Raw genomic sequence first — 20,399 nt, 5'->3', positions numbered from 1 at the left:
CCGATTTGAGCGCATCAGCTGCCGGCGTCAGCGGCCCTCGCTAAGTGGCTTGCCTGCCGTCTCGGGCGTGAAGCGCAGCGCCAGCAGGCCGACGAGGCAGGCTGCGATCATCACCCAGGCCGGCATCAGCGGGTTACCCGTCAGCTCGATCAGCGCCGAATTGACTGCCGGCGCCGTGCCGCCGAAAAGAGAGGTCGATACATTATAGGCCACAGCGAACCCGGCGAAACGCACGCTGGTGGGGAAAAATGCGGGAAACGTCGCCGATATCGTCGCCAGCTGGGGCACGTAGAGCATGCCCAGCAGTGCATAACCGATCACCGCGCCCGCCATGCCCAGCCCCATCAGGTGATAGAGCGGCACCACCGCCACGATCAGCCCGATCAGCGAAAAACGCCAAAGAGGCTTGCGCCCGATCCGGTCGGACAGCGCGCCCGCGAAGGGCAGCAGCAGCATCATGAACACCATCCCCGCGATCGGCACAGCCAGCGCCGCGTCGGTGGAAAGGCCCAGGCGGCGCTCCAGATAAGTCGGCATATAGCTCAGCAGCGTGTAGTTCACGACGTTGAGCGCCACCACCAGTCCGCCCATCGCCAGCAGCGCGATGCGGTGACGGGCGAACAGGTCGCGCAAAGGAGAAGCGCTGGCGGCGGCCTCCTCCCGCTTCTCGGCTTCGAGGAACAGCGGCGTCTCGGCCATGCGCGAACGCAGGTAAACGCCCACGAAGCCCAGCGGCCCGGCCAGCAGGAACGGCAGGCGCCAGGCCCAATCGCGCATCGCACCATCGCCCAGCAGCAGCGAGAAGCCCAGCATCAGCAGCGCTCCGCCGCAGAAACCCGCCAGCGTGCCGACTTCGAGGAAGCTGCCGTAAAACCCGCGTTTCGCATCGGGCGCATATTCGGCCATGAAGATCGCCGCGCCGCCGTATTCTCCGCCGGTCGAGAACCCCTGCACCATGCGCAGTATGATCAGCAACACCGGCGCCCACATTCCGATGGTAGCATAGGAAGGGATCAGCCCGACAGCCACCGTGGCGGCGGCCATCATCACGATGGTGATGCCCAGTACCGCCTTGCGCCCGTATCTGTCGCCCAGCGGACCCCAGAAAAACCCGCCCAGCGGACGCACCAGAAAGGAGATCGCGAACGTGGCGAGGGCGAACAGCGTTGCCTCGGACGTTTCGCCGGGGAACAGGGCTGCGGCAATGTAGCTCACGCCGTAGGCATAGATGCCATAATCGAACCACTCAGTCGCATTGCCGATAGCGGAGGCGGCGATGGCGCGGTGAAGGATGGCGGGAGACGTCCCGGATGGAGCATTGGAGGCAGTCATGGCGTGCTTTCTTCCGAGGCGACCGGATCGAGCGCGGCGGACATGGGCGTCGTGCGCGGAAGCACGACGTAGGTTTCCTGAAGATGGGCGGGCACCGGCTCGGAACTGACCTGCCGCCACAACCCGAAGGCTAGCGCCGCCCCGGCGCAGGCGGCCACGAACAGGAACAGCCCCGCCGTGCCGACCACGGTCATCGCCAGCGCGCCTAGCGATGGCCCGAGCGCGGCGCCCAGCGAATAGAGCAGCACCAGCCCGCCGCTGGCGGCGACCCGCTGCTCCGGCGAAAGGTGGTCGTTGGTATGGGCCACACACAGCGGATAAAGCGCGAAACTCAGCCCCCCAAACAGAGCGCCGAAGACCATCAGCGGCGCGGTGCCCGTGGTCAGCGCGATGGCAAGGCTGGCGGCAAGCGTCCCGGCGAAGCCGATGACGATGACCTTGCGCCGGTCCATTCTGTCCGACAGGCGGCCGAGCGGCCATTGCAAGGCAACGCCGCCCATGATCACGACACTGATGAACAGCGCGGTCCCCGCAAGGTCCAGCCCGGACCTGCGCGCATAGACCGCGCCCATCGCATAGAAAGCGCCCAGCATCACCCCGGTCATGAACGCGCCGACGATGCCCAGCGGGGAAACCGCGTAAAGCTCGCGGAACGATAGCGAGGTGGCTTCTCCCGGCGCTGGCGCGGCGATGCGGGTGAGCACTACCGGCACTGCCGCCAGCGAGATCAGGATCGAGCCCACCATCAGCGGCATCGTCGGCGAAGTCTCGCCCAGGTTGAGGGTGAACTGGCCAATCGCCTGCCCGCCGTAAAGGGCGATCATGTACCCCGCCAGCACGCTGCCCCGCCCCGCGCCCTCGGCCCTCTCGTTAAGCCAGCTTTCCAGGCAGACGTAGATCCCCGCAAGGCATATGCCATCGGCAAAGCGCAGGGCGCCCCAAAACAGGGCATCGCGGTGAATCGCATAAGCCAGAGTGCTGGCACTGAGCACCGCGACAAAGGCGGCAAAGGCGCGGATGTGGCCGATCCTGCGCAGCAGCGCAGGCGCGCGCAGCGATCCCGCCACCAGCCCGGCGAAATAGGCGGTGCCGACCAATCCGATCGCCAGCGTCCCGCTGCCCGCGCGTTCAAGCCGAACGCTCACCAACGTGTTCATGAAGCCGCCGCCCGCCATCAGGATGAAGATGGCGAGCAGCAGGCTGCGGACGGGAAGGATGGCGTTCAGCATGGCGCTCTGTCAAACGGTCAAGCCGCGACCAGTTCCTCGGCCTTCACGTCCGTGAGCGCGGCGCCTTCGACCAGAACCTTGTGGAGCACCCGCACGGCAGGATCGAAGTCCTCGACCGCGACGACGAACTGCACGTCGACGTTGCGGATCTGATGCTGCATCGCGGCCATGCCGATCCCTGCGCCGCCCAAGGCCATCAGCGCGCGGGGGACCAGCCCCGGCTCGGCCAGATCACTGCCGATCACCGAGACCATCGCCACCGGCTGCACCGTCACCGCAGCGCCGGGCCAATGCGCCTCTATGTCGGCGACGATGCCCGCCATCTGCGCGGAATCCGTGCCTGACAGGTAATGCGTGATGGTGTTGGCGTTTGAACTTTTGCTGACGATCCAGGCGCCATGCCGGGTCAGCGTGTCGAGGATCGCAGCGTCGTAGCCCTTCTCGCCCACCATGTCCTGCTCGAACACCTGCAACGCCTGAACCGAAGAAAGCCCGGTGACGATCTCCACGCGCGGATGCTCGGAAACATAGTCGCCGCAGATCAGCGTGCCGCCGTCGTGCCGGTCGAAGGTGTTTCGCACCCGCAGCGGAATGCCCGACTGGCGCAGGCCCCGCCCGGCACGCGGATGGATCGCCTCCATACCGAGGTTGGCGAGCTGATCGGCAACATCGTAGTTGGTGCGGCCGATCTTGCGGGCCACCGCCTCGCCCACAAGGCGCGGGTCGGCGCTGGAGAGGTGGAATTCCTTGTGAATGATCGCCTCGCGCGCCTGCGTCAGTACGGCGATGCGGGAAAACGTCATCTCCGAATAGCCGCGGGCATAGCGGCGCACCATCCCTCCCTCGCACCCGGCATAGCCGGTGACGATGGGCATCTGGCGTGCAAGGTCGATCGGCGCCAGCGCCTCGACGATCCGGTCGTCCAGGCTGCGCATGTCCTCGTTGTCCCACAAGGTCAGGTCGACGAACACCGCGTCGACGCCCCGGTCGCGCAGCATCAGCGCGGTGGAGTGCGCCGAATGGGCCTCGCCCAGCCCGGCCAGCATTTCGCGCACGGTGGTCATCTGCTCTTTCAGGCAGAAGCGGCCATGGGCGCGCAGCCGGTCCAGATCGTCGAGGCAGGTTTCCAGCGCGGCAATGCGCTTCGTCACGAAGGCATCCGCCTCGGCGCGGCTTTCGATGCGGGCGAACATCTCGGCGTTGCGCACCGTCATCGCGTCCATCACTTCGCCAAGCGCGGCGCGCCAGGCGCCGGGCGTCTCGTTGCGGATGAAATGGGCGTGGACCCCGGCGCGGCCGCTTTTCTTGTGCTCCAGCAGCAGATCCGTCATCCCGGCATAAGCGGAAACGACGAAGATGCGGTTGTAGAGGTCTGCCCCCTCCCGCCCCGCGACCAGCACGTTGTCGAAGACGGTGGAGGTGGCGGCCATCGAAGTGCCGCCGATCTTTTCCACGGAATGGGTCCGGGTCATGCGGCTACTCCTTCAAGGCTTTCGGGCGCTGCGGCGCAAATCTGGCCGGAAACGGGAACGACCCTCTCCGCTCCGCGCGCGGCGATGAATTCCGGGCGGGGCGTAGCGGCCGCGAAGGGCGCTGCCAGCCGGTTGCTCACCGCGTTGTAGACGAGGAAGGCATTGGCGCGCGGAAACGGCGTGATGTTGCCGTTGGAGCCGTGCATCGTGTTGCAGTCGAACACGATCACCGTGCCTGGCCTGCCGGTCGGTGCGACGATGCCCTGGCGGTGCGCCAGTTCGGCCAGCGTGTTCTCGTCCGGCACGCCGTATTCCTGGCGGCGTAGCGATGCCTTGTAGTGGTCGTCGGGCGTCTCGCCCACGCAGGCCACGAAGACATGCTGCGATCCGGGGATCACCATCAGCGGGCCATTGTTGGGCGTGTTCTCCGCCAGCAGCACCGACATCGACAGCGCGCGCATATGCGGCATCCCGTCCTCGGCGTGCCAGGTTTCGAAGTCGGAGTGCCAGTAGAACTCCTTGCCCTTGAACCCCGGCTTGTAGTTCAGCCGCGACTGGTGAAGGTAGACCTCGTCGTCCAGCAGATAGCCGGCGACCCCGGCCAGCCTTTCGTCCGAGGCAAGGCGCGCCATCAGCGGGCTTTGCGAATGAATCTCGAAGATCGAACGGATCTCACGGCTGCCGGGTTCGGCGATCACGGTTTCGTCCTTCAGCCCCGCCGGATCGCCCAGCAGACGTCCGGTTTCGGACTGGAGCACGGTCATCTCGGCTTCGGAGAACACATCCTCCCAAACGAGGTAGCCATCGCGGTCGAACTGCGCGATCTGCTCGGCGGAGAGCGGAGCACCGGGCTGCCATGCCCGCCGGGCGACAGGCTCGGCGCGGGCGAAAAGCTGCGGTTCGCCGGTGCGGCGGGTAGGATAATGGTCCTGCATCAAGTAGCCCCCTGCCTCCTTACCCCGCCAGCGCGGGTTGGCGCGCGTCAGTGGCATCGGTGCCGGTATCGGCGGGATAGGCGCCGCTTTCGTCATGCACTTCGCGCCCGGTGACCGGCGGGTTGAAGACGCAGGCGCACAGGATGTCCTCCGTCGGGCGGACGATGTGCTTGTCGTTGTTGTTGAGGGCATACATCACGCCTGCCTTCAGCTCGTGTGTCAGGCCGGTGCCGAGGTCCTCGATGGTTCCCGACCCCTTGAGCACCAGCACGGCTTCAAGGTGGTTCTGGTAGTGCATATGCAGTTCCTCGCCCGCGAACATCGTCGTGACGTGGAACGAGAAGCCCATATCGTCGTCCTTCAGCAGCAGGCGGTCGGAGTGCCAGCCCTTCGATTCGACGTGGGCGTCGGACTTGCGGATTTCCTTGAGTTGGCGAACGATCATATCATGTAATTCCTTGAATTGAGGGAGAGGTAGCTCAGGCGGCAACGCCGAGCTTGCGCTGGTCCGGCCTGACGACGGGCGCGATCGCTTCGGCGACCGCTTCCTCCAGGATGTCGAGTCCGGCTTCGAGGACGGCGTCCTCGATCGTCAGCGGCGCCAGCACCTTGACGATCTCGTCATGCGCACCGCTGGTCTCGATGATGAGGCCTTCGTCGAAACAGGCCGAAGTGATTTTCGACGCCACTTCACCGCTGCCCACGTCGATGCCGCGCATCATGCCCCGGCCGCGCGTGGAAAGCCCGTGGCGCTCGGCCATGCGTTCCAGTCGCCGTTCGAGAATACCGCCGCGCCGGGCGACCGCATCGGCAAAGGCCGGATCCGCCCAGAATTCACGCAGGGAGGCCGTAGCAGTGACGAAAGCGTGGTTGTTGCCCCGGAACGTACCGTTGTGCTCACCGGGCGACCAGATATCGAGGTCGGGCCGCATCAGCGTCAGCGCGAAAGGCAGGCCCATGCCCGAAAGCGACTTGGCCAGCGTGACGATATCCGGGGTGAAGCCCATGCCTTCGAAACTGAAGAAACCGCCGGCGCGCCCGCAACCGGCCTGGATGTCGTCGACGATCAACAGCGCGCCGTGCTTCTTCGCCAGCGCGGCGATGCGGCGCAGCCAATCGGGCCGGGCGGCGTTGAGGCCGCCCTCGCCCTGCACTGTCTCCACCAGGAAAGCCGCAGGGGCATCGAGCCCGCTGGAGGGATCGGCCAGGCGCTGCTCCAGCAGATCGGCGGTGTCCACCTCCTCGCCGTAATAGCCGTCGAACGGTTCGTGGCTGACATGGCTGAGCGGAACCCCGGCGCCGCCGCGCTTGCCGGCGTTGCCGGTGCAGGCCAGCGCGCCCAGCGTCATGCCGTGAAAACCATTGGTGAAGGCCACCACCAGTTCGCGCCCCGTCACCTTGCGCGCCAGCTTGATCGCCGCCTCGACGGCATTGGTGCCGGTCGGTCCGGTGAACATGACGCGGTAGTCCAGCCCGCGCGGCTCAAGGATCACGTCCTCAAACGTGCGCAGGAATGCCGACTTGGCATCGGTGTGCAGGTCAAGCGCATGAGTCACGCCGTCGGCGGCGATGTAGTCCATCAGCGCGGCCTTGAGCACCGGATGGTTATGGCCATAGTTCAGCGAGGAGCAGCCCGACAGGAAGTCGAGATAGCGCCCGCCTTCGCTATCGTGCAGCCACGGTCCTTGCGCCTTGCCGAACTGGCGCGGCATCGAACGCGAATACGTCCGTACCTGCGATTCGCGGCGGTCATAAATCTTCGTATCCGGCGCGGCGGCGCTCGGCATGGGGGTCGTCAGCATTTGGAAATTTCCCTGTTCAGGTAGTGGGGGCGGACGGACGCAGAGCGATGCTCGCCTGCCATTCCGTGTCGTGTGCCCCTGCGAAGTGCGCATCGCGCTCGAAGCGCCCGGATTTCGAGAGGCTGGCGCCGTGGCGGCGCGCGAAGGCGCCAAACAGCGCCCAGGAGGCCGGGTTGGCCTCGGTAATTGTTGTAGTCAGCGTTGTGGCGCCCTGAACGGCCGGACGCGCGGCCAGTTCGTCCAGCATCCGTCCGCCCAGACCTTCGCCGCGTGCCGAAGCGGCAACGGCAACCTGCCAGACAAAGATGCGCTCGGGGTGCGAAGGCGGGCGGTACCCCGAAATCCACCCGACGATGGCTCCGCCACGCTCGGCGACCACGCAGGTTTCGGCGAAATCGCTGCACTGAAGCAGGTTGCAATAGGCCGAATTGGGATCGAGCGGCGCAGAGGCCGCGATCAGCGCGGTGACGGCCGGGCCGTCTTCAGCAGTGGGCCGGCGCAAGGTCGGCGAGGTAGTGCGATTCACAGGATCAATGCCCTCGGAATATTCCCGAAGGCCGACTTCGTTTACTTCTGCATCTAAGATTACTTCACCCTCCGAAGCACTTTCGTGTGCTTGGCATTTGCCTGTTTGTGGTTGCTGCTGCTCAATATCATAAGGATAGTGCAGATTATTGCAACCTCCCGAGGCCATGGAGGTTCCCGCCGACTGCGCCAAAGATGTGATATTCTTCTATCTTGGAAGGATGTTGCAACTTGGCGCAACCCCGCAGGAAAGCTAGCTCTTGGGCATGGACACCGACTTAACGCCGGCCGCGCTTTCGGCCTTGAGAAAAATTCTCGACGCCGCCGAAATGGAAAACCGGAAAATGGCTGCGGCAACCGGCCTGACCCAGTCTCAGGCGCTGGTGCTGCGCCAGATCGGCGCGCATAACGGCATCACACCGGGCGCTGTCGCCGCCGCGCTACGTTTCGGGCAGGCGACGATCACCAACATCGTCGACAAGCTGGTCGATGCCGGGCTCGTTACCCGAACCCGCAGCGACAGCGACAAGCGTCAGATTCTGGTTCAGGCCACCCCCGAAGGCTCGCTCCGTTTGGCCGACCTGCCGTTTCCGTTGCAGATGCGCTTCACGCGCGGCTTCGGGGATATGGCGCGGTGGGAACAGGCGATGATGCTGGCAGCACTCGAGAAACTAGGCGACCTGATCACTGTCGACGACCATTTGTAGGTGTTTGATCTGAGTGGGAAGAAGCCAGCGTCGTCGAGCGAGCGCCGCAACTCGGCACGCAAAGCGATCATGCAAGCCAGGGCGTCGCCCGCACTGCGGACGCGCCCTGCTCAAACCCTTCAGCTACATTCTGCCAAGGTAGCGCCCGGCGATTTAGTCCAGGAAGGTACGCATGGTGCGCGAGCGGCTCGGGTGCTTGAGTTTCCTCAGTGCCTTCGCCTCGATCTGGCGGATACGCTCGCGGGTCACCGAGAACTGCTGGCCGACTTCCTCGAGCGTATGATCGGTATTCATGCCGATGCCGAAACGCATGCGCAGCACGCGTTCTTCGCGCGGGGTCAGGCTGGCAAGAGTGCGGGTGATCATTTCCTTCAGGTTTGACTCGATCGCGGCATCCACCGGAATAACCGCATTCGAATCCTGAATGAAGTCTCCAAGATGGCTGTCTTCCTCGTCGCCGACCGGCGTTTCGAGGGAGATCGGCTCCTTGGCGATTTTCAGCACCCGCTTCACCTTTTCGAGCGGCATGGACAGACGCTCGGCCATTTCCTCGGGCGTGGGCTCACGGCCATGATCGTGGAGGAACCGGCGGTTGGTGCGGACCAGCTTGTTGATCGTCTCGATCATGTGGACCGGGATGCGGATCGTGCGGGCCTGGTCGGCAATCGAGCGGGTGATCGCCTGCCTGATCCACCAGGTGGCGTAAGTCGAGAACTTGTAGCCGCGGCGGTACTCGAACTTGTCGACGGCCTTCATCAGGCCGATGTTGCCCTCCTGGATGAGATCCAGGAACTGCAGGCCGCGGTTCATGTACTTCTTGGCGATCGAGATCACCAGACGCAGGTTCGCCTCGACCATTTCCTTCTTGGCGATGCGCGCCTCGCGCTCCGCCTTCTGGACCATGTTCACAATGCGACGGAACTCAGGCAGCGCCATGCCGGTGGCGGCGGCGATGTCCGAAACCTCAAGGCGGATGCGCTCGGCCGGATCGGCTTCGGCGGCTGCGAAAGCCGCCCACTTCTTGTCCTTCTTCGCGACTTCATCGAGCCAGGTGTCGTCCAGCTCGCGGCCGACGTAGTTTTCCAGGAAGTCTGCACGCTTCACCTTGTGACGCTCTACCAGGCGGAGCATCTGCCCACCCAGCGTCGTCAGGCGGCGATTGAACGCGTAAAGATTATCGACAAGATATTCGATCTTCGCCGCGTGAAACTTCACCGATTCCACCTGCGCGGTGAGGTCTTCGCGCAGCTGCTGGTACTGTTCTTCCTTGGCAACCGGGAAATCGATGCCGAGCGCCAGCGCGTCAAGGCGATCGGACTGGAGACGCTCGAACGTGCGGAACAGCTCGGTGATGAGCAGGAACTTCTCAAGCGCTTCAGGCTTGAGGGCGGCTTCCATCTGCGCGAGGCTGATGGTGTTGCCTTCTTCCTCGTCCTCGACTTCGCGCTTGGGGATCGGATTTCCGTCCTCGTCGACTTCGTTCGCCGATTCCTCTTCGACGTCGTCGTCCTCCTTGAACGAAGGGCCGGCGGTCTTTTCGCTGATCTCGCCGTCGTCCTCGCCGTCCTCGTTCAGGCTTTCGGGCGCGGGCTCCTTGGTCAGCATCGCGTCGAGATCGAGAATCTCGCGCAGTTGCATTTCACCGGCGTTAAGCGCTTCGGACCACTGGATGATGGCGTGGAACGTCAGCGGGCTCTCGCACAGGCCCTGAATCATCATGTCCCGGCCAGCTTCGATGCGTTTCGCAATGGCCGCTTCACCGGCGCGGCTGAGCATTTCCACCGCACCCATTTCGCGCAGATACATGCGAACAGGGTCATCGGTACGGCCGAGGCTTTCGGCTTTTTTGCTGTCGGGCACGCGGCGCTGGGAAATTTCGCTGTCGTCGCCAGCTTCGTCTTCCGATTCGCGGTCGTCTTCGTTCTGCGAATCGATCTGGGAATCGCCTTCGTCGCCTTCATCGTCGTTTTCGACGATCTTGACGCCCATCTCCGAGATCGCGGACATGACGTCCTCGATCTGGTCGGTGGTCATCTGATCCTGAGGCAAGGCAGCGTTCAATTCGCTCACGGTTATCGTCCCGCGGCGCTTGGCGCGGGCGATGAACTGCGCAACCGAGCCCCTGTTACCGTCAATAAGCGGTGCGTCGAAATCCGCAGCGTCGTCGTTTTTGCTCATACGTATGCCGTTGTCTCATGTGCGCAGCCCATGACGGTCGCTTCGCCAGGACAAAAATTGAATCTGACGGCGCCCTTGCCCGACATAGCCTGTAAATTCCAGCGATCTCTCTGCATATTGCGATTGGAACTCCTTCTGGCCTGGATTGCGCAGCTGAAAGGCATGCCGGTTTTCGCAATCGCGAGGCCTAAGCAATAAAAATAGGACGCCGGATCGCAATTACTAGGGAAGCGCCGCAGCGCACGGCTCTCTCGATCCGTTCGGCGGCTGCTTATGCCATACCTGACATCTTGAGGCGGCGGCGCCTTGCGGAAGGTGGACCGCTGCTCCGCGCTGCCGGAGCCCGCATCATATCGGGACCAGGCGGGTTTGGGAACGTGCCGCAGCAATAGCCTGTGCAGTTTGCCGCTAATCGAACGGTGTACCTTCCAGGACTTCGAGATGCTCCCCAGGAGCCGGGGCATTGAACACGGCTGGCACGAGCAAACCAACATGCGTCCCGCATAAGGATTCTAAAGAAACAATATCCGTTGCAACGCGGCTTTTTAATCGCCCCGATCCAGCTACCGAATCGCTGCCAGTCGCATTGAATCAGGCTCTTAGCTGCAGGAGTTACCCCTTTGCCGGCGCCGATCTGGCTGGCAAAGTGTGCTCGGACGTTGGATCCGATCGATCCGCAACGCGATCTAAGGTTGATCTTGACACTTTTTCAGGCATGGTTGTGCTGCAAGAGTGCATTGGCTTTTTTTCAGCTACCTCTTCTTGTGTCCGGCGTGCTGCGGCCACGCGCACGGATTGCTAGTGTGAGCCGCAGCGAAGGTACGTTCTGAGTCATGGGTTTTGATAGAGGCAATCGCGGCAGGGGCCGCGACAAGTGGGATCGCTTTGGAGACGGCGATTCCAGTTCGTTCGGCGGAGGACAGGACCGATTCGGCGGCGGTGATCGCTTCGGCGGCGGCGGCGACCGTTTCGGCGGCGACCAGCGCGGCGGCGGTGGCTTCGGCGGCGGACGTAGCGGCGGCGGATTTGGCGGCGGCGCTCCCCGAGGTGGTGGCGCACCGTCGACTGTGGTCGGTCAGGGCCGCGGTGTCGTGAAGTTCTTCAACTCGGACAAGGGCTTCGGCTTCATTCAGCCTGAGAGCGGCAGCGAAGACATCTTCGTTCACATCAGTGCGGTGCAGCGTGCCGGGCTTGATGGCCTGGCTGAAGGTCAGCAGCTGGAGTATCAGCTTGTCGATCGGGGCGGAAAGGTTTCTGCCTCGGATCTTTCGGTCGTCGGAGATGTGATCGCTGTCACCAAGCGGGAAGCGCCCGCCCAGCAGCAGCGTGAACTGACCGGCGAGAAGGCTACCGGCACGGTCAAGTTCTTCAATTCGATGAAGGGCTTCGGTTTCATCAACCGCGATGATGGGCAGCCTGATGCATTCGTGCACATCAGCGCCGTCGAGCGTGCTGGTCTCCACGGTTTGAACGAAGGCGATAAGCTGGAGTTCGAGATCGAGGTTGATCGTCGGGGCAAGAGCTCGGCCGTCAATCTGGTTCTGCGTTAAGATGGTGTGAAGCGACCGAGCGGCACCAGTTGCTCGGTCGCTTAATGCAGGTTGTAGCTTTTAGCTCTGCATCATGGCTATCATGACGCTGCCCGAAAGATCCCTGCAAATTTGCTCGTCGAGTAGCTGTTCATATCGAACAATTACTCTTCGCCTGACAAATTTGCGCAGAAACGGCCCGAAGGCCGATCAGGCTTGTGCCTGGTAGCTTGCTGGTCCGGTCACGGGGCAAGCGCCGATCTGCCGGCCTCTGTGATCCGCTCTGCCTTTTTGCCTTATCTGGCGGCTTTGTCCGGATCCATACTCCTCATTCCATTTAACTGGCCGGCCACCATCGGATTATTCCAGTGGCTATAGCGCGGCGGGTCCATGACATAAGTTCGCATCGATTTGCGATCGAGAGGGCCATTTCCCGCCTCAAGGGCATGCTTAGCCTATGAATGTATAGCATGGGCAGGCTGATTGCCGACTGCTCGTTTCCGCCCCTCTATACTCCGCTCGTGCAGATGAGCGTCCGGAAGAGTGCCTGCGGCCCCCTCCTCGCCACGGCTAATCAAGAACGCCCGCACCTTGCGTTCGATCCAGTGGTACGAGTGTGCAAAGACAATTCCGACCCCGATCGCAACATTCAAAGCAATCCACGGCCTTGGACCGTGAAACAGCCGCATAACCAGCGACCAGACCTGACAATGGCTCAGATACATGAACATCGATGAGCCAGCGATCTCAGATATCATCAATTTTGCCGCAGAAGGCACCCTAATCGAAGTCCCAAAAAGCAGTAGTGCCGAGCCACCCGATATATAGGCGCTAGCCGAGGTGAACCCATGATGTTCTACAACAGCAACGCTGACAATCGCCATAGCCAGAACACGGCTTCTCACATCGTGCGCGCTCGCCATCAACATACCGGCGGCTACCGTCCAAAGATACCAGATAGGTGTCCGATGATAGATGTAAGTCGTATCCCAAATTTTTTCGCTTACCGCGCTTACTACAGTTGCCGAAACTAGAAAGATGACACAGAAAGTGATAGGATTTATTTTGATAAATTTTCTTATGGCAGGAAATGAAATTATTGCAGAAACAATGATGATTAATTGTATATATATTTCCGCAAAATAATAATATGCCACTTGGTATTGATGCGGATCAAACCAATTGGATATAAGAAGTAATGGTTTTAGCTCAAAAGTCCTGGACCAAATCTGCATTGCGCCAGTCACCAGCACAGTTGGAATAGCAACATTCAGTGCGGTCCCAAATATCGTGCTGACTTTCCCGGTCCGGCTGATTTCAGGCCACTGAAAACGCATGATGCTGTAGCCACAAAGCATGAACAGGAAGTACGCGGCTCCCCAATTCTTGCTATAAACAAACGTATCAAAGTGTAGAGCAACTATACAAATCATAAAGAAAGCGCGCGTCAATATGGCCGCATCCAGATTGAGCCAGCCCCCTTTTTGACCAATTCCTGGACTGTCTTCCAATTGCTCGATCGTCAGTGATTCCCATCCTCCTGGCAGGGTGCCAAAGCGCCCCTCAAACCCAAGCGAAAACTGGATGTAGCTGAGGGAATCCCCTCCCATGCTTTCAAAGCTGTCGCTTCTGCGGATACGCCGTCCGGGAAAAAATTCCCGGAAAAAGTTCTCGACGTCACAAGGCCATGCCTCAACCGCCCGATCCGCCGCAGTCCCAACCCCAGCGGCTTTAGACTCCTCGATAAATTCATCGGTCAGGACGCGCCGCATTGGTTTGCCAGTGGCCGTCCGTTTAAGCGTCGAGAGGACCCTGACGTGCAGCGCGTCGCCCACAACTACCCCAAACTCTTTCAGAGCCTCTGCCGAAGCGGAATAAAGCTGATTGACGCTAAGGGCAGCCACGTCTGTCGCAACCAGAATACCTTCACCACGAAGCGTATCGGGCACCTTGGTAACCACGATCCTGCCAGCTTGGTCCAGAAGTTCGCCAATACGCGCCTCAAGCATGTCAGGGTTAATCTTCACGCCTCCAGTGTTGATCAGGTCGTCCGCCCTGCCGTCATAATAAAGATAGCCGTCTTTGATGTGTCCCACGTCACCGGTTTCCAACCAGCCATCGGGATCGCACATGCCGATCAACGCATCGGCGCCCACACGCCAACGGGCAACGTGTGGGCCACGAATACGGATCTTCCCCTCAGCCGATATGGCCACCTCGCCCGCGCCGACAGTAACGCCGACGGACTCGAGAACTTCATCGTCCGCTTCTGATATTTGCAGAAAGGTACTACGGGAGGCTTCCGTGAGGCCGTAGTGCTGAACGATCCGCGCGTTGGGGAAAAGTTCGCGAATGCCGCGCTTCTCGGCACCCGTCATGTGTTGCGAACCGATTTCCAGCCATCGGAGATTCTTGCCGGCATCTCCGATGACCGCCCGCGCTTTCAGTAATATCCGCAGAAGCGTAGGGACCGCAGACAAGGCGTTGACCTCACCTGATCCTAGCATTCGTGAAAGCTCAAGAGGGTCGAACCCACGTGGCGGCAGATATGATCGACCTCCTACCGCGCTGACTGCACGGACACGGCCAATACCAAAACTGTAGGTAACCGGTACGCCGATATACTCGCGGACATCGGCGGTCAGCTCCATTTGACTGATGATCCGCTCCACTGCATCCGCAATATTAGCGTAAGTGAGAACGATGCCTTTAGGCTTTCCCTCTGTACCCGATGTGTACGTGACTTGAGCTGGCATTTCGTCGTGGATCAACGCGTGATTTTCAGCAAACCACCCACTTCCCTCATCCGGAGAAATACAACGCTCGACATCCAGCCCGGTCAACGCATTCGCGTAATCATCATCAGGCACGTTTACAAATGGCTTACGTGCTTCGTTAAGCGCAAATACGTGTTCTAGATAGGATAGAGAGTTCCGCGTAACGAGTGCTACGGATTTCAACTTTTGTTGCCGCACTATGAAGCCCCGTGTTGATCGCCACTGGGACGATTGCGATGAATACGGCACGAATCAGCCATTGGGATAATGCGCGACCATGCAGCACTCCCAAGAGTATTTCTGCTCATGATCTCAAGCAAGTAGTGAGAAATGCCCACCGAGAAGCTTGGTCGGACGATCGAGACGCATGGAGGCCTGCTGCAACGGCCGCAGCTTTCGGTTGTATTCACCGACGGGCTGTCAATCACGCCAGACTGGGGGAGGCCTCTCGGCCATCGGTCTCTTGGGCGGCCACTAAGAGACCGTTTGAAAATGCGCAGAAGAGCGCATTTTGAATGCGGAACCAGCCCATTCCCAAACGGTCGCTAACACTATGGGATCTATACCAACGAGCGTTGATCAGAAAGCATGCGCCCATTTGCGCAGACCTACGCACATGATGCGCCCGGGGGTGCTCGACGAGCATGTTCCAGGCAAAGCAGCAATGATCGGCGATGTCCTTAGGATCTTAAAGATGCAATTCGACTGCGGTGGCCTCGCCTGAGACAGTCATCGCCTGCCGGTTCCACGCCGCGATCATAGTATGATGAACACCATGCTTGCCCGCTAATCGCGCCAGCGTCAGATCGCTTCCAACGCCACCTTCGCCTCGAAGTCTGCAGAATACCGCTGTCTCGTCGTCTTCATTCCCGTCCGTTCCTCACGTCGGGATTGGCTTCGCATCCTGTCCAGGAAACCGGGACCACCTCACAAATGATTATTCTCAGTCCGAGCCACAATCGATGAAATGGTTGATGCAATGCACAACGAGGTTCTGCGAGATGCTTGAGTTCAGGCCACCTTCGCGATGGACGGCGCTTCACTCGAAAGCATGCCGTTCTGAAGCACATGGGCAATCATGTGAACCCGATTACGCGTCTGGGTCTTGAGCCGGACATTTTCCACGTGCCGTTCGACTGTGCAAGGCGCTATCGCTAATGTCAGCGCAACTTCCTTGGCCGACAATCCGCGAGCAACAAGTGTGACGACTTCGGCTTCCCGGCTTGTAAGCCGGAGACTTTCAGAAACACCAAACATAGAAATCCCCTGCTCTGCTGGCCGCCAGATGCGGCCTAATCCTTCTTTTCTTGCGAGCGCCCCGAGTCGATGTGTTTAATGATATTCCCATTTTTATTAAGTACAATGTCTTATCACTTTGACCCTGTGTCAGAACAGGATTCGATCTCCCCAGCCTCATGATTCACCGCTCATAGTCAGAAGATCACGGCTGCTGCCAACGTGAGTGCGGAGAAGAAGGCGGCAGGGCTCGGGTGTTTGCACGCACGACCCGAATGGGCTCGGCTACATTTCGACCAAATTGCATAAGGGGTTCAGGTCATTCTTCTCGCCCCGATTATCCAGTCCAAAGAAAGAACAGGCGAAGGCGGCTCTCGGCAGGCACTTCGATAACCCGCAGCGCCGCGCATGACCACCTGGTATGAGCGGCTGACGGCTCGCGGCCGAGTGGCCACGAATCGGCGAACAAGGGCATCGGCAGAAGTCAGCTTCCCAAAACGACTGCCCGGCAGGGGGGAACAGTTGGGCTACGAGCGCCGTTATACATTCGTCACGCATACAGACATGCCGAAGGTACCGAAAATGACCGACGAAAAATCCGCTCCGCGCACCACCAACGATGCCGGCATACCGGTTCAGAGCGACGAACATTCGCTTTCGATCGGGCGGGACGGTCCGATCGTTTTGAACGATCATTACCTGATCGAGCAGATGGCCAACTTCAACCGTGAACGCATTCCGGAGCGGCAGCCGCACGCGAAGGGCAGCGGCGCGTTCGGCCATTTCGAGGTGACGGCGGACCTTACCAAATACACCAAGGCAAAATTTCTGCAGCCCGGCGCGAAAGTGGAAACCGCCATGCGCTTCTCCACCGTCGCAGGTGAGCGCGGAAGTCCCGACACCTGGCGCGATCCGCGTGGGTTCTCGGTGAAGTTTTACACCGAGGACGGCAATTTCGACATGGTGGGCAACAACACCCCCATCTTCTTCATCCGCGACCCGATGAAGTTCCAGCACTTCATCCGCAGCCAAAAGCGCCGCGCCGACAATGGTCTACGCGACCACGACATGCAGTGGGATTTCTGGACTTTGAGTCCCGAAAGCGCCCATCAGGTCACCTACCTGATGGGTGATCGCGGCGTGCCCAAGAACTGGCGGGAAATGAACGGCTATTCCAGCCACACCTACATGCTCATCAACGCGGCGGGTGAAAAGTTTTGGGTCAAATGGCACTTCCACACCGATCTGGGCGATGGAAATGCGCACCTCACGCAGGACGCAGCCGACAAGATGGCCGGGCAAGACGGCGACTACCATCGCCGCGACTTGTTTAATCACATCGCCAAGGGTGAATTCCCCACCTGGACGTTGAAATTCCAGATCATGCCTTTCGAGGATGCCAAGACCTACCGGATCAATCCGTTCGACCTGACCAAGACTTGGCCGCACGACGATTATCCGCTGATTGAAGTAGGCAAGTTGACGCTCGACACCAACCCGGTGGACTGGGACACGCAGATCGAGCAACTTGCATTCGAGCCTAACAACATGGTGCCCGGTATTGGACTCAGCCCGGACAAGATGCTGCTGGCACGCGGATTTTCCTATTCGGATGCCCATCGCGCCAGGCTGGGAGTGAACTACAAGCAGATCCCGGTCAATCAGGCCAAGGCGGCGCAGGTCAATTCCTATTCGCGCGCGGGCCAGGGGCGGACGGTGAATGCGGTCGATCCGGTTTATGCTCCCAATTCCTACGGCGGCCCGGGCGCGCAGCCGGAAGTCGGAGGAGAAGCGACATGGATGGCCGACGGCGACATGGTTCGCGCAGCCTACACCTTGCGCCAGGATGACGACGACTGGAGCCAGCCTGGAGCGCTTGTCCGCGAGGTAATGGATGATGCGCAGCGCGAACGCTTCGTCGACAACGTGGCTGGACATCTCGCGGACGGCGTCAGCGAACCGATTCTCAAGCGCGCCTTCGATTATTGGCGCAATGTCGATAAAGATATTGGCGACCGCATCGAGAAAGCGACCCGCGATCTGATCGGGGGTACCTCTGAGGCTCCTGGCATGGCAAGCGCCGAATCAATTTCCGGCTATCAGGGTATTCCCGCCACGGCGTCGATCGCCAAGGACGAAGGGCGCAAGAACGCAGTCGCCGGCAATTACCAGTCCGCGCCTCCTAAATGACGGGGTTTTCCAGCTGATCGGGATCGACGCGCATCCGCCGCCCCTGTGACGACAGTTGCGCTCTTTCCTTATCCATGGATCGTCGCGAAAAGCCAGGTCATGCGATGGAGCAGCGTCAGCCTGACGTCCTGAAGAATTGTCAGACCTGGTTCGAGCGTCTCGTACCTCTCGAACCGGAATTTGCGAATCTTCATCGACGGACCCCTGGGCGGCGAGAGGCACGACGCAAAGCCACGGCCGTTGCTCGAAAAGCAAGGGCCGGTCACGCGGCTACATGCGTCAACGGCGCGAGTTCGAGAGGGCCACACTGTCTTTAGCGGGCGAAAGCCTTCAGTTCCGCCAATCGGATAGCCCGGCCCGGCTGCGGCGTCATGGTCACGCGGATACGGTCGGTGCCCAGCGCCGGCCAGCGGACGTGCGTGATACCGTTTGCGAGCACCGCCGCCGCCAAGCCGAGCTTGGTCCAGCGGCCGTCTCGCCATGCCTCCACCGTGACGGTGCGCGGCGCCGCGAACTGCTTGCCGTCCGCGAAAAAGGCCAGTTCTGCTCGGCCCAGCGTGACCGTTTTGCCGAAATCGAGCGCATACCACTGCGGCCCGCGCGAACCGGCCGAATCCCACCCGTTGGGCAGTTCAGGGTAGAACCAGGCGCGGCCGTCGACGGCATCGTGCAGTTTCTCAGGATCGGTGCCGGACGAGGCGCTGGGCTTGGGGAAGCCGCTGCGCACCAGTTGTACCGCAAGGTTCTCCTCGCGCGCGACAGGCGCATTGGCCTTGCGCGCGACCGCGACCTCGAGGCGGCCGAGATCGGCGCGGCGGGCGACTTCCCGGCCGTCCACTTCAATGGCGAGGCCCTTGCCCCGGCCGTAATGCGCGCCGTCCATGTCCCACGTCACCGAAACTTCGTGGCCGTGATAAGGCACACGCTCGGCTCGGAACCAGGCCAGCGCCTGCGGGTCGCCGGCGGCGGGGAGCAGCGGGTTTACTTCCAGCACGTCGTCCGCGCGAGGGCGGATGCCCACGAGGCCGGACAGGACCAGGTCGTTGTAGCCCGAATGGAAATAGTGGTGACTGCGGTCCAGCCCGACGATCGGCTTGCCGGTTTCGGGATCGTAGTCCTCTTCCAGATCGAGGCGGTCTCCCTGATAATGCATCTGCGTGTAGAGGCGCAGCTCCCGCATCCAGTCGCTACGGGTGACGGGGCCACGCTCGTCGTAGTGGTCGAGCAGGTTGGCCATGCCGGTCAGCACCTGCGTGGTCTGGTAAGGCCAGATCGGCCCGTTCCACTGGCATTCGCGGGCATCGCCCAAATAGCGGTACTGGCGCATGTAGTATTCGTAATTCTTTTCCACCGTACGCATCCCGGCCTTGCCGGCAAGCGACTGTGGATCGAGCAGGTGGTTCCACGCCTTCGAATACTTCGCCTCGTCCGGGACAAGGTCGAACATCCACGGCAGATAACCGACCAGTTCGCGATTGCGGACCGGGTCCCAGTATTTGACGTGCTCGTTGGTGATCTGGTGGCGGTCGGTGAAGTGGCCCAGCCCCGGGTTCCACAAGTCGGCCAGAACACGGGTGCGCAGCGCCTCGGCGCGGGCGGCATATTCCTTAGCCATCGCCGCGTCGCCCGCCATTTGCGCCATGCGCGACAGCGCGCGGGCATTGGCGAACATGTAGCTGTTGACGGAAGGGCGGAATGCATCTCCGCCGCGGAAGCCGTCCTTGCCGCCCGATGCGTCGATCGAAGATACGGTGTACTCGGTCGCGTCCAGCAGCGGCTCGACGAAGTATAGCCCTTTGTCGAAGTCGAACTTCTCGTCCCACAGGCGGTAGATGTGGCGCATCGTCTTGAGATGCGCGAGCAGTGCATCGCGGTCGCCGTCGACGAGGTAGCGGCCCCAGACCGAGTCCGCCATGTGGTCGGTGAAGTGGCGATCGTTGCCGCCCTCGTACATGAAATTCACGTAGTCGTCGGTGAAACGCCGGTCGTTCAGCCAGCGTCCCTCGGCGATGTGAAAACCGCTGGCGTCGTTGAGGCTGGCGTAAGGTTCGCGCTGCCAGTCGACATCGTCGGCGAATTCAGTGGTGACGTATCCCTGCGCGCCGAGATCACGCTGGTGGGCGCGAAACAGGCCCCAGCGGTAGTAATAAACGGCGTCGATCTTCGCATCAGCAGATTCGAAGAAGGGGATGCGGCCTTCATACCACGGCGCGTCGTTGCCGTAGCGCGCCTTGGCAATGGCGGGGATATCGAGCGCGGCGTGCTTTGCCACTGCGGGCGCTCTTTCGGACGCGGAAACGGGCGGACTGCCCGCCGTTCCAAGAAGCGCGGCGACGGCAAGATATTTCCGCATTTTTCCGCGCATCATTACCCCTTCAGGTGAGCGGCGAGAGTGGGGCGGCCGGCCCCGGGGGTGTTGGGAGAGGAAGGAACCCCGAAGAAACGGCCGCCCATGGGTCAGGCTGCAAACGGAATGGCAATAACGCC

General features: G+C 61.2%; 14 protein-coding genes. 3 read left to right on the top strand and 11 right to left on the bottom strand.

Translation table 11 applies throughout. The features are described from left to right. Window positions 1-27: 27 nt before the first annotated feature. Genes V474_RS23860 through ectA form a run of 7 tightly spaced genes read right to left on the bottom strand, consistent with a single transcriptional unit; the run spans window position 28 to window position 7,296 of the window. A complete protein-coding gene (locus tag V474_RS23860; protein ID WP_059153664.1) occupies window positions 28-1,332 on the bottom strand; it encodes an MFS transporter in 1,305 nt (434 codons plus the stop codon). Next, window positions 1,329-2,561, bottom strand: coding sequence for an MFS transporter (locus tag V474_RS23855; protein WP_059153663.1), 1,233 nt, complete (start codon window positions 2,559-2,561; stop codon window positions 1,329-1,331). Before V474_RS23855 ends, V474_RS23860 begins: the two co-directional genes overlap by 4 nt. Window positions 2,562-2,578: 17 nt before the next feature. After that, window positions 2,579-4,033, bottom strand: a complete 1,455-nt coding sequence (locus V474_RS23850) for an aspartate kinase (RefSeq protein WP_059153662.1) — start codon at window positions 4,031-4,033, stop codon at window positions 2,579-2,581. Beyond that, window positions 4,030-4,968 carry an ectoine hydroxylase gene (thpD, locus tag V474_RS23845; protein ID WP_059153707.1) on the bottom strand — a complete coding sequence of 313 codons (939 nt, stop codon included), beginning with the start codon at window positions 4,966-4,968 and terminating at the stop codon, window positions 4,030-4,032. The genes V474_RS23850 and thpD overlap by 4 nt, the downstream gene beginning before the upstream one ends. A gap of 19 nt (window positions 4,969-4,987) precedes the next feature. Further along, window positions 4,988-5,413: an ectoine synthase gene (locus V474_RS23840; protein ID WP_059153661.1), complete on the bottom strand. Its 426-nt coding sequence runs from the start codon at window positions 5,411-5,413 to the stop codon at window positions 4,988-4,990. Between the two features lie 34 nt (window positions 5,414-5,447). After that, a complete protein-coding gene (ectB, locus tag V474_RS23835) occupies window positions 5,448-6,770 on the bottom strand; it encodes a diaminobutyrate--2-oxoglutarate transaminase (RefSeq protein ID WP_059153660.1) in 1,323 nt (440 codons plus the stop codon). Window positions 6,771-6,786: 16 nt separating this feature from the next. Beyond that, window positions 6,787-7,296 (bottom strand): diaminobutyrate acetyltransferase, encoded by a 510-nt coding sequence (gene ectA / locus V474_RS23830; protein WP_082700005.1) that lies wholly within the window; start codon window positions 7,294-7,296, stop codon window positions 6,787-6,789. Window positions 7,297-7,561: 265 nt separating this feature from the next. On the opposite strand from ectA, the gene V474_RS23825 reads away from it, so the two are divergent. After that, window positions 7,562-8,002, top strand: a complete 441-nt coding sequence (locus V474_RS23825) for a MarR family winged helix-turn-helix transcriptional regulator (protein WP_059153659.1) — start codon at window positions 7,562-7,564, stop codon at window positions 8,000-8,002. Between the two features lie 153 nt (window positions 8,003-8,155). Here V474_RS23825 and rpoD read toward each other — a convergent pair whose 3' ends face one another. Then, window positions 8,156-10,180, bottom strand: a complete 2,025-nt coding sequence (gene rpoD / locus V474_RS23820) for an RNA polymerase sigma factor RpoD (RefSeq protein ID WP_059153658.1) — start codon at window positions 10,178-10,180, stop codon at window positions 8,156-8,158. Between the two features lie 833 nt (window positions 10,181-11,013). On the opposite strand from rpoD, the gene V474_RS26925 reads away from it, so the two are divergent. Further along, window positions 11,014-11,730 carry a cold-shock protein gene (locus tag V474_RS26925; protein WP_059153657.1) on the top strand — a complete coding sequence of 239 codons (717 nt, stop codon included), beginning with the start codon at window positions 11,014-11,016 and terminating at the stop codon, window positions 11,728-11,730. A 434-nt stretch (window positions 11,731-12,164) separates the two neighbouring features. Here the strand turns inward: V474_RS26925 and V474_RS23810 are convergent, their stop codons facing one another. Both V474_RS23810 and V474_RS23805 read right to left on the bottom strand, forming a co-directional pair. After that, window positions 12,165-14,579: an AMP-binding protein gene (locus V474_RS23810; RefSeq protein ID WP_236711423.1), complete on the bottom strand. Its 2,415-nt coding sequence runs from the start codon at window positions 14,577-14,579 to the stop codon at window positions 12,165-12,167. A 918-nt stretch (window positions 14,580-15,497) separates the two neighbouring features. Further along, entirely contained in the window at window positions 15,498-15,743 is a 246-nt protein-coding gene (locus tag V474_RS23805; RefSeq protein WP_059153656.1) for a response regulator transcription factor, read from the bottom strand. Between the two features lie 387 nt (window positions 15,744-16,130). Between V474_RS23805 and V474_RS23800 the strand changes: the two genes are divergently transcribed. Next, window positions 16,131-17,912 (top strand): catalase, encoded by a 1,782-nt coding sequence (locus tag V474_RS23800; protein WP_456237696.1) that lies wholly within the window; start codon window positions 16,131-16,133, stop codon window positions 17,910-17,912. 313 nt (window positions 17,913-18,225) lie between these two features. Here V474_RS23800 and V474_RS23795 read toward each other — a convergent pair whose 3' ends face one another. Next, the gene (locus tag V474_RS23795) at window positions 18,226-20,184 is read right to left on the bottom strand and encodes an MGH1-like glycoside hydrolase domain-containing protein (RefSeq protein WP_236711422.1); all 1,959 of its coding nucleotides are present in this window, start codon (window positions 20,182-20,184) and stop codon (window positions 18,226-18,228) included. Window positions 20,185-20,399: the final 215 nt, after the last annotated feature.

Source organism: Novosphingobium barchaimii LL02, assembly GCF_001046635.1.
Lineage (GTDB): Bacteria > Pseudomonadota > Alphaproteobacteria > Sphingomonadales > Sphingomonadaceae > Novosphingobium > Novosphingobium barchaimii.
This window is presented reverse-complemented; position numbering and strand designations above follow the sequence as displayed.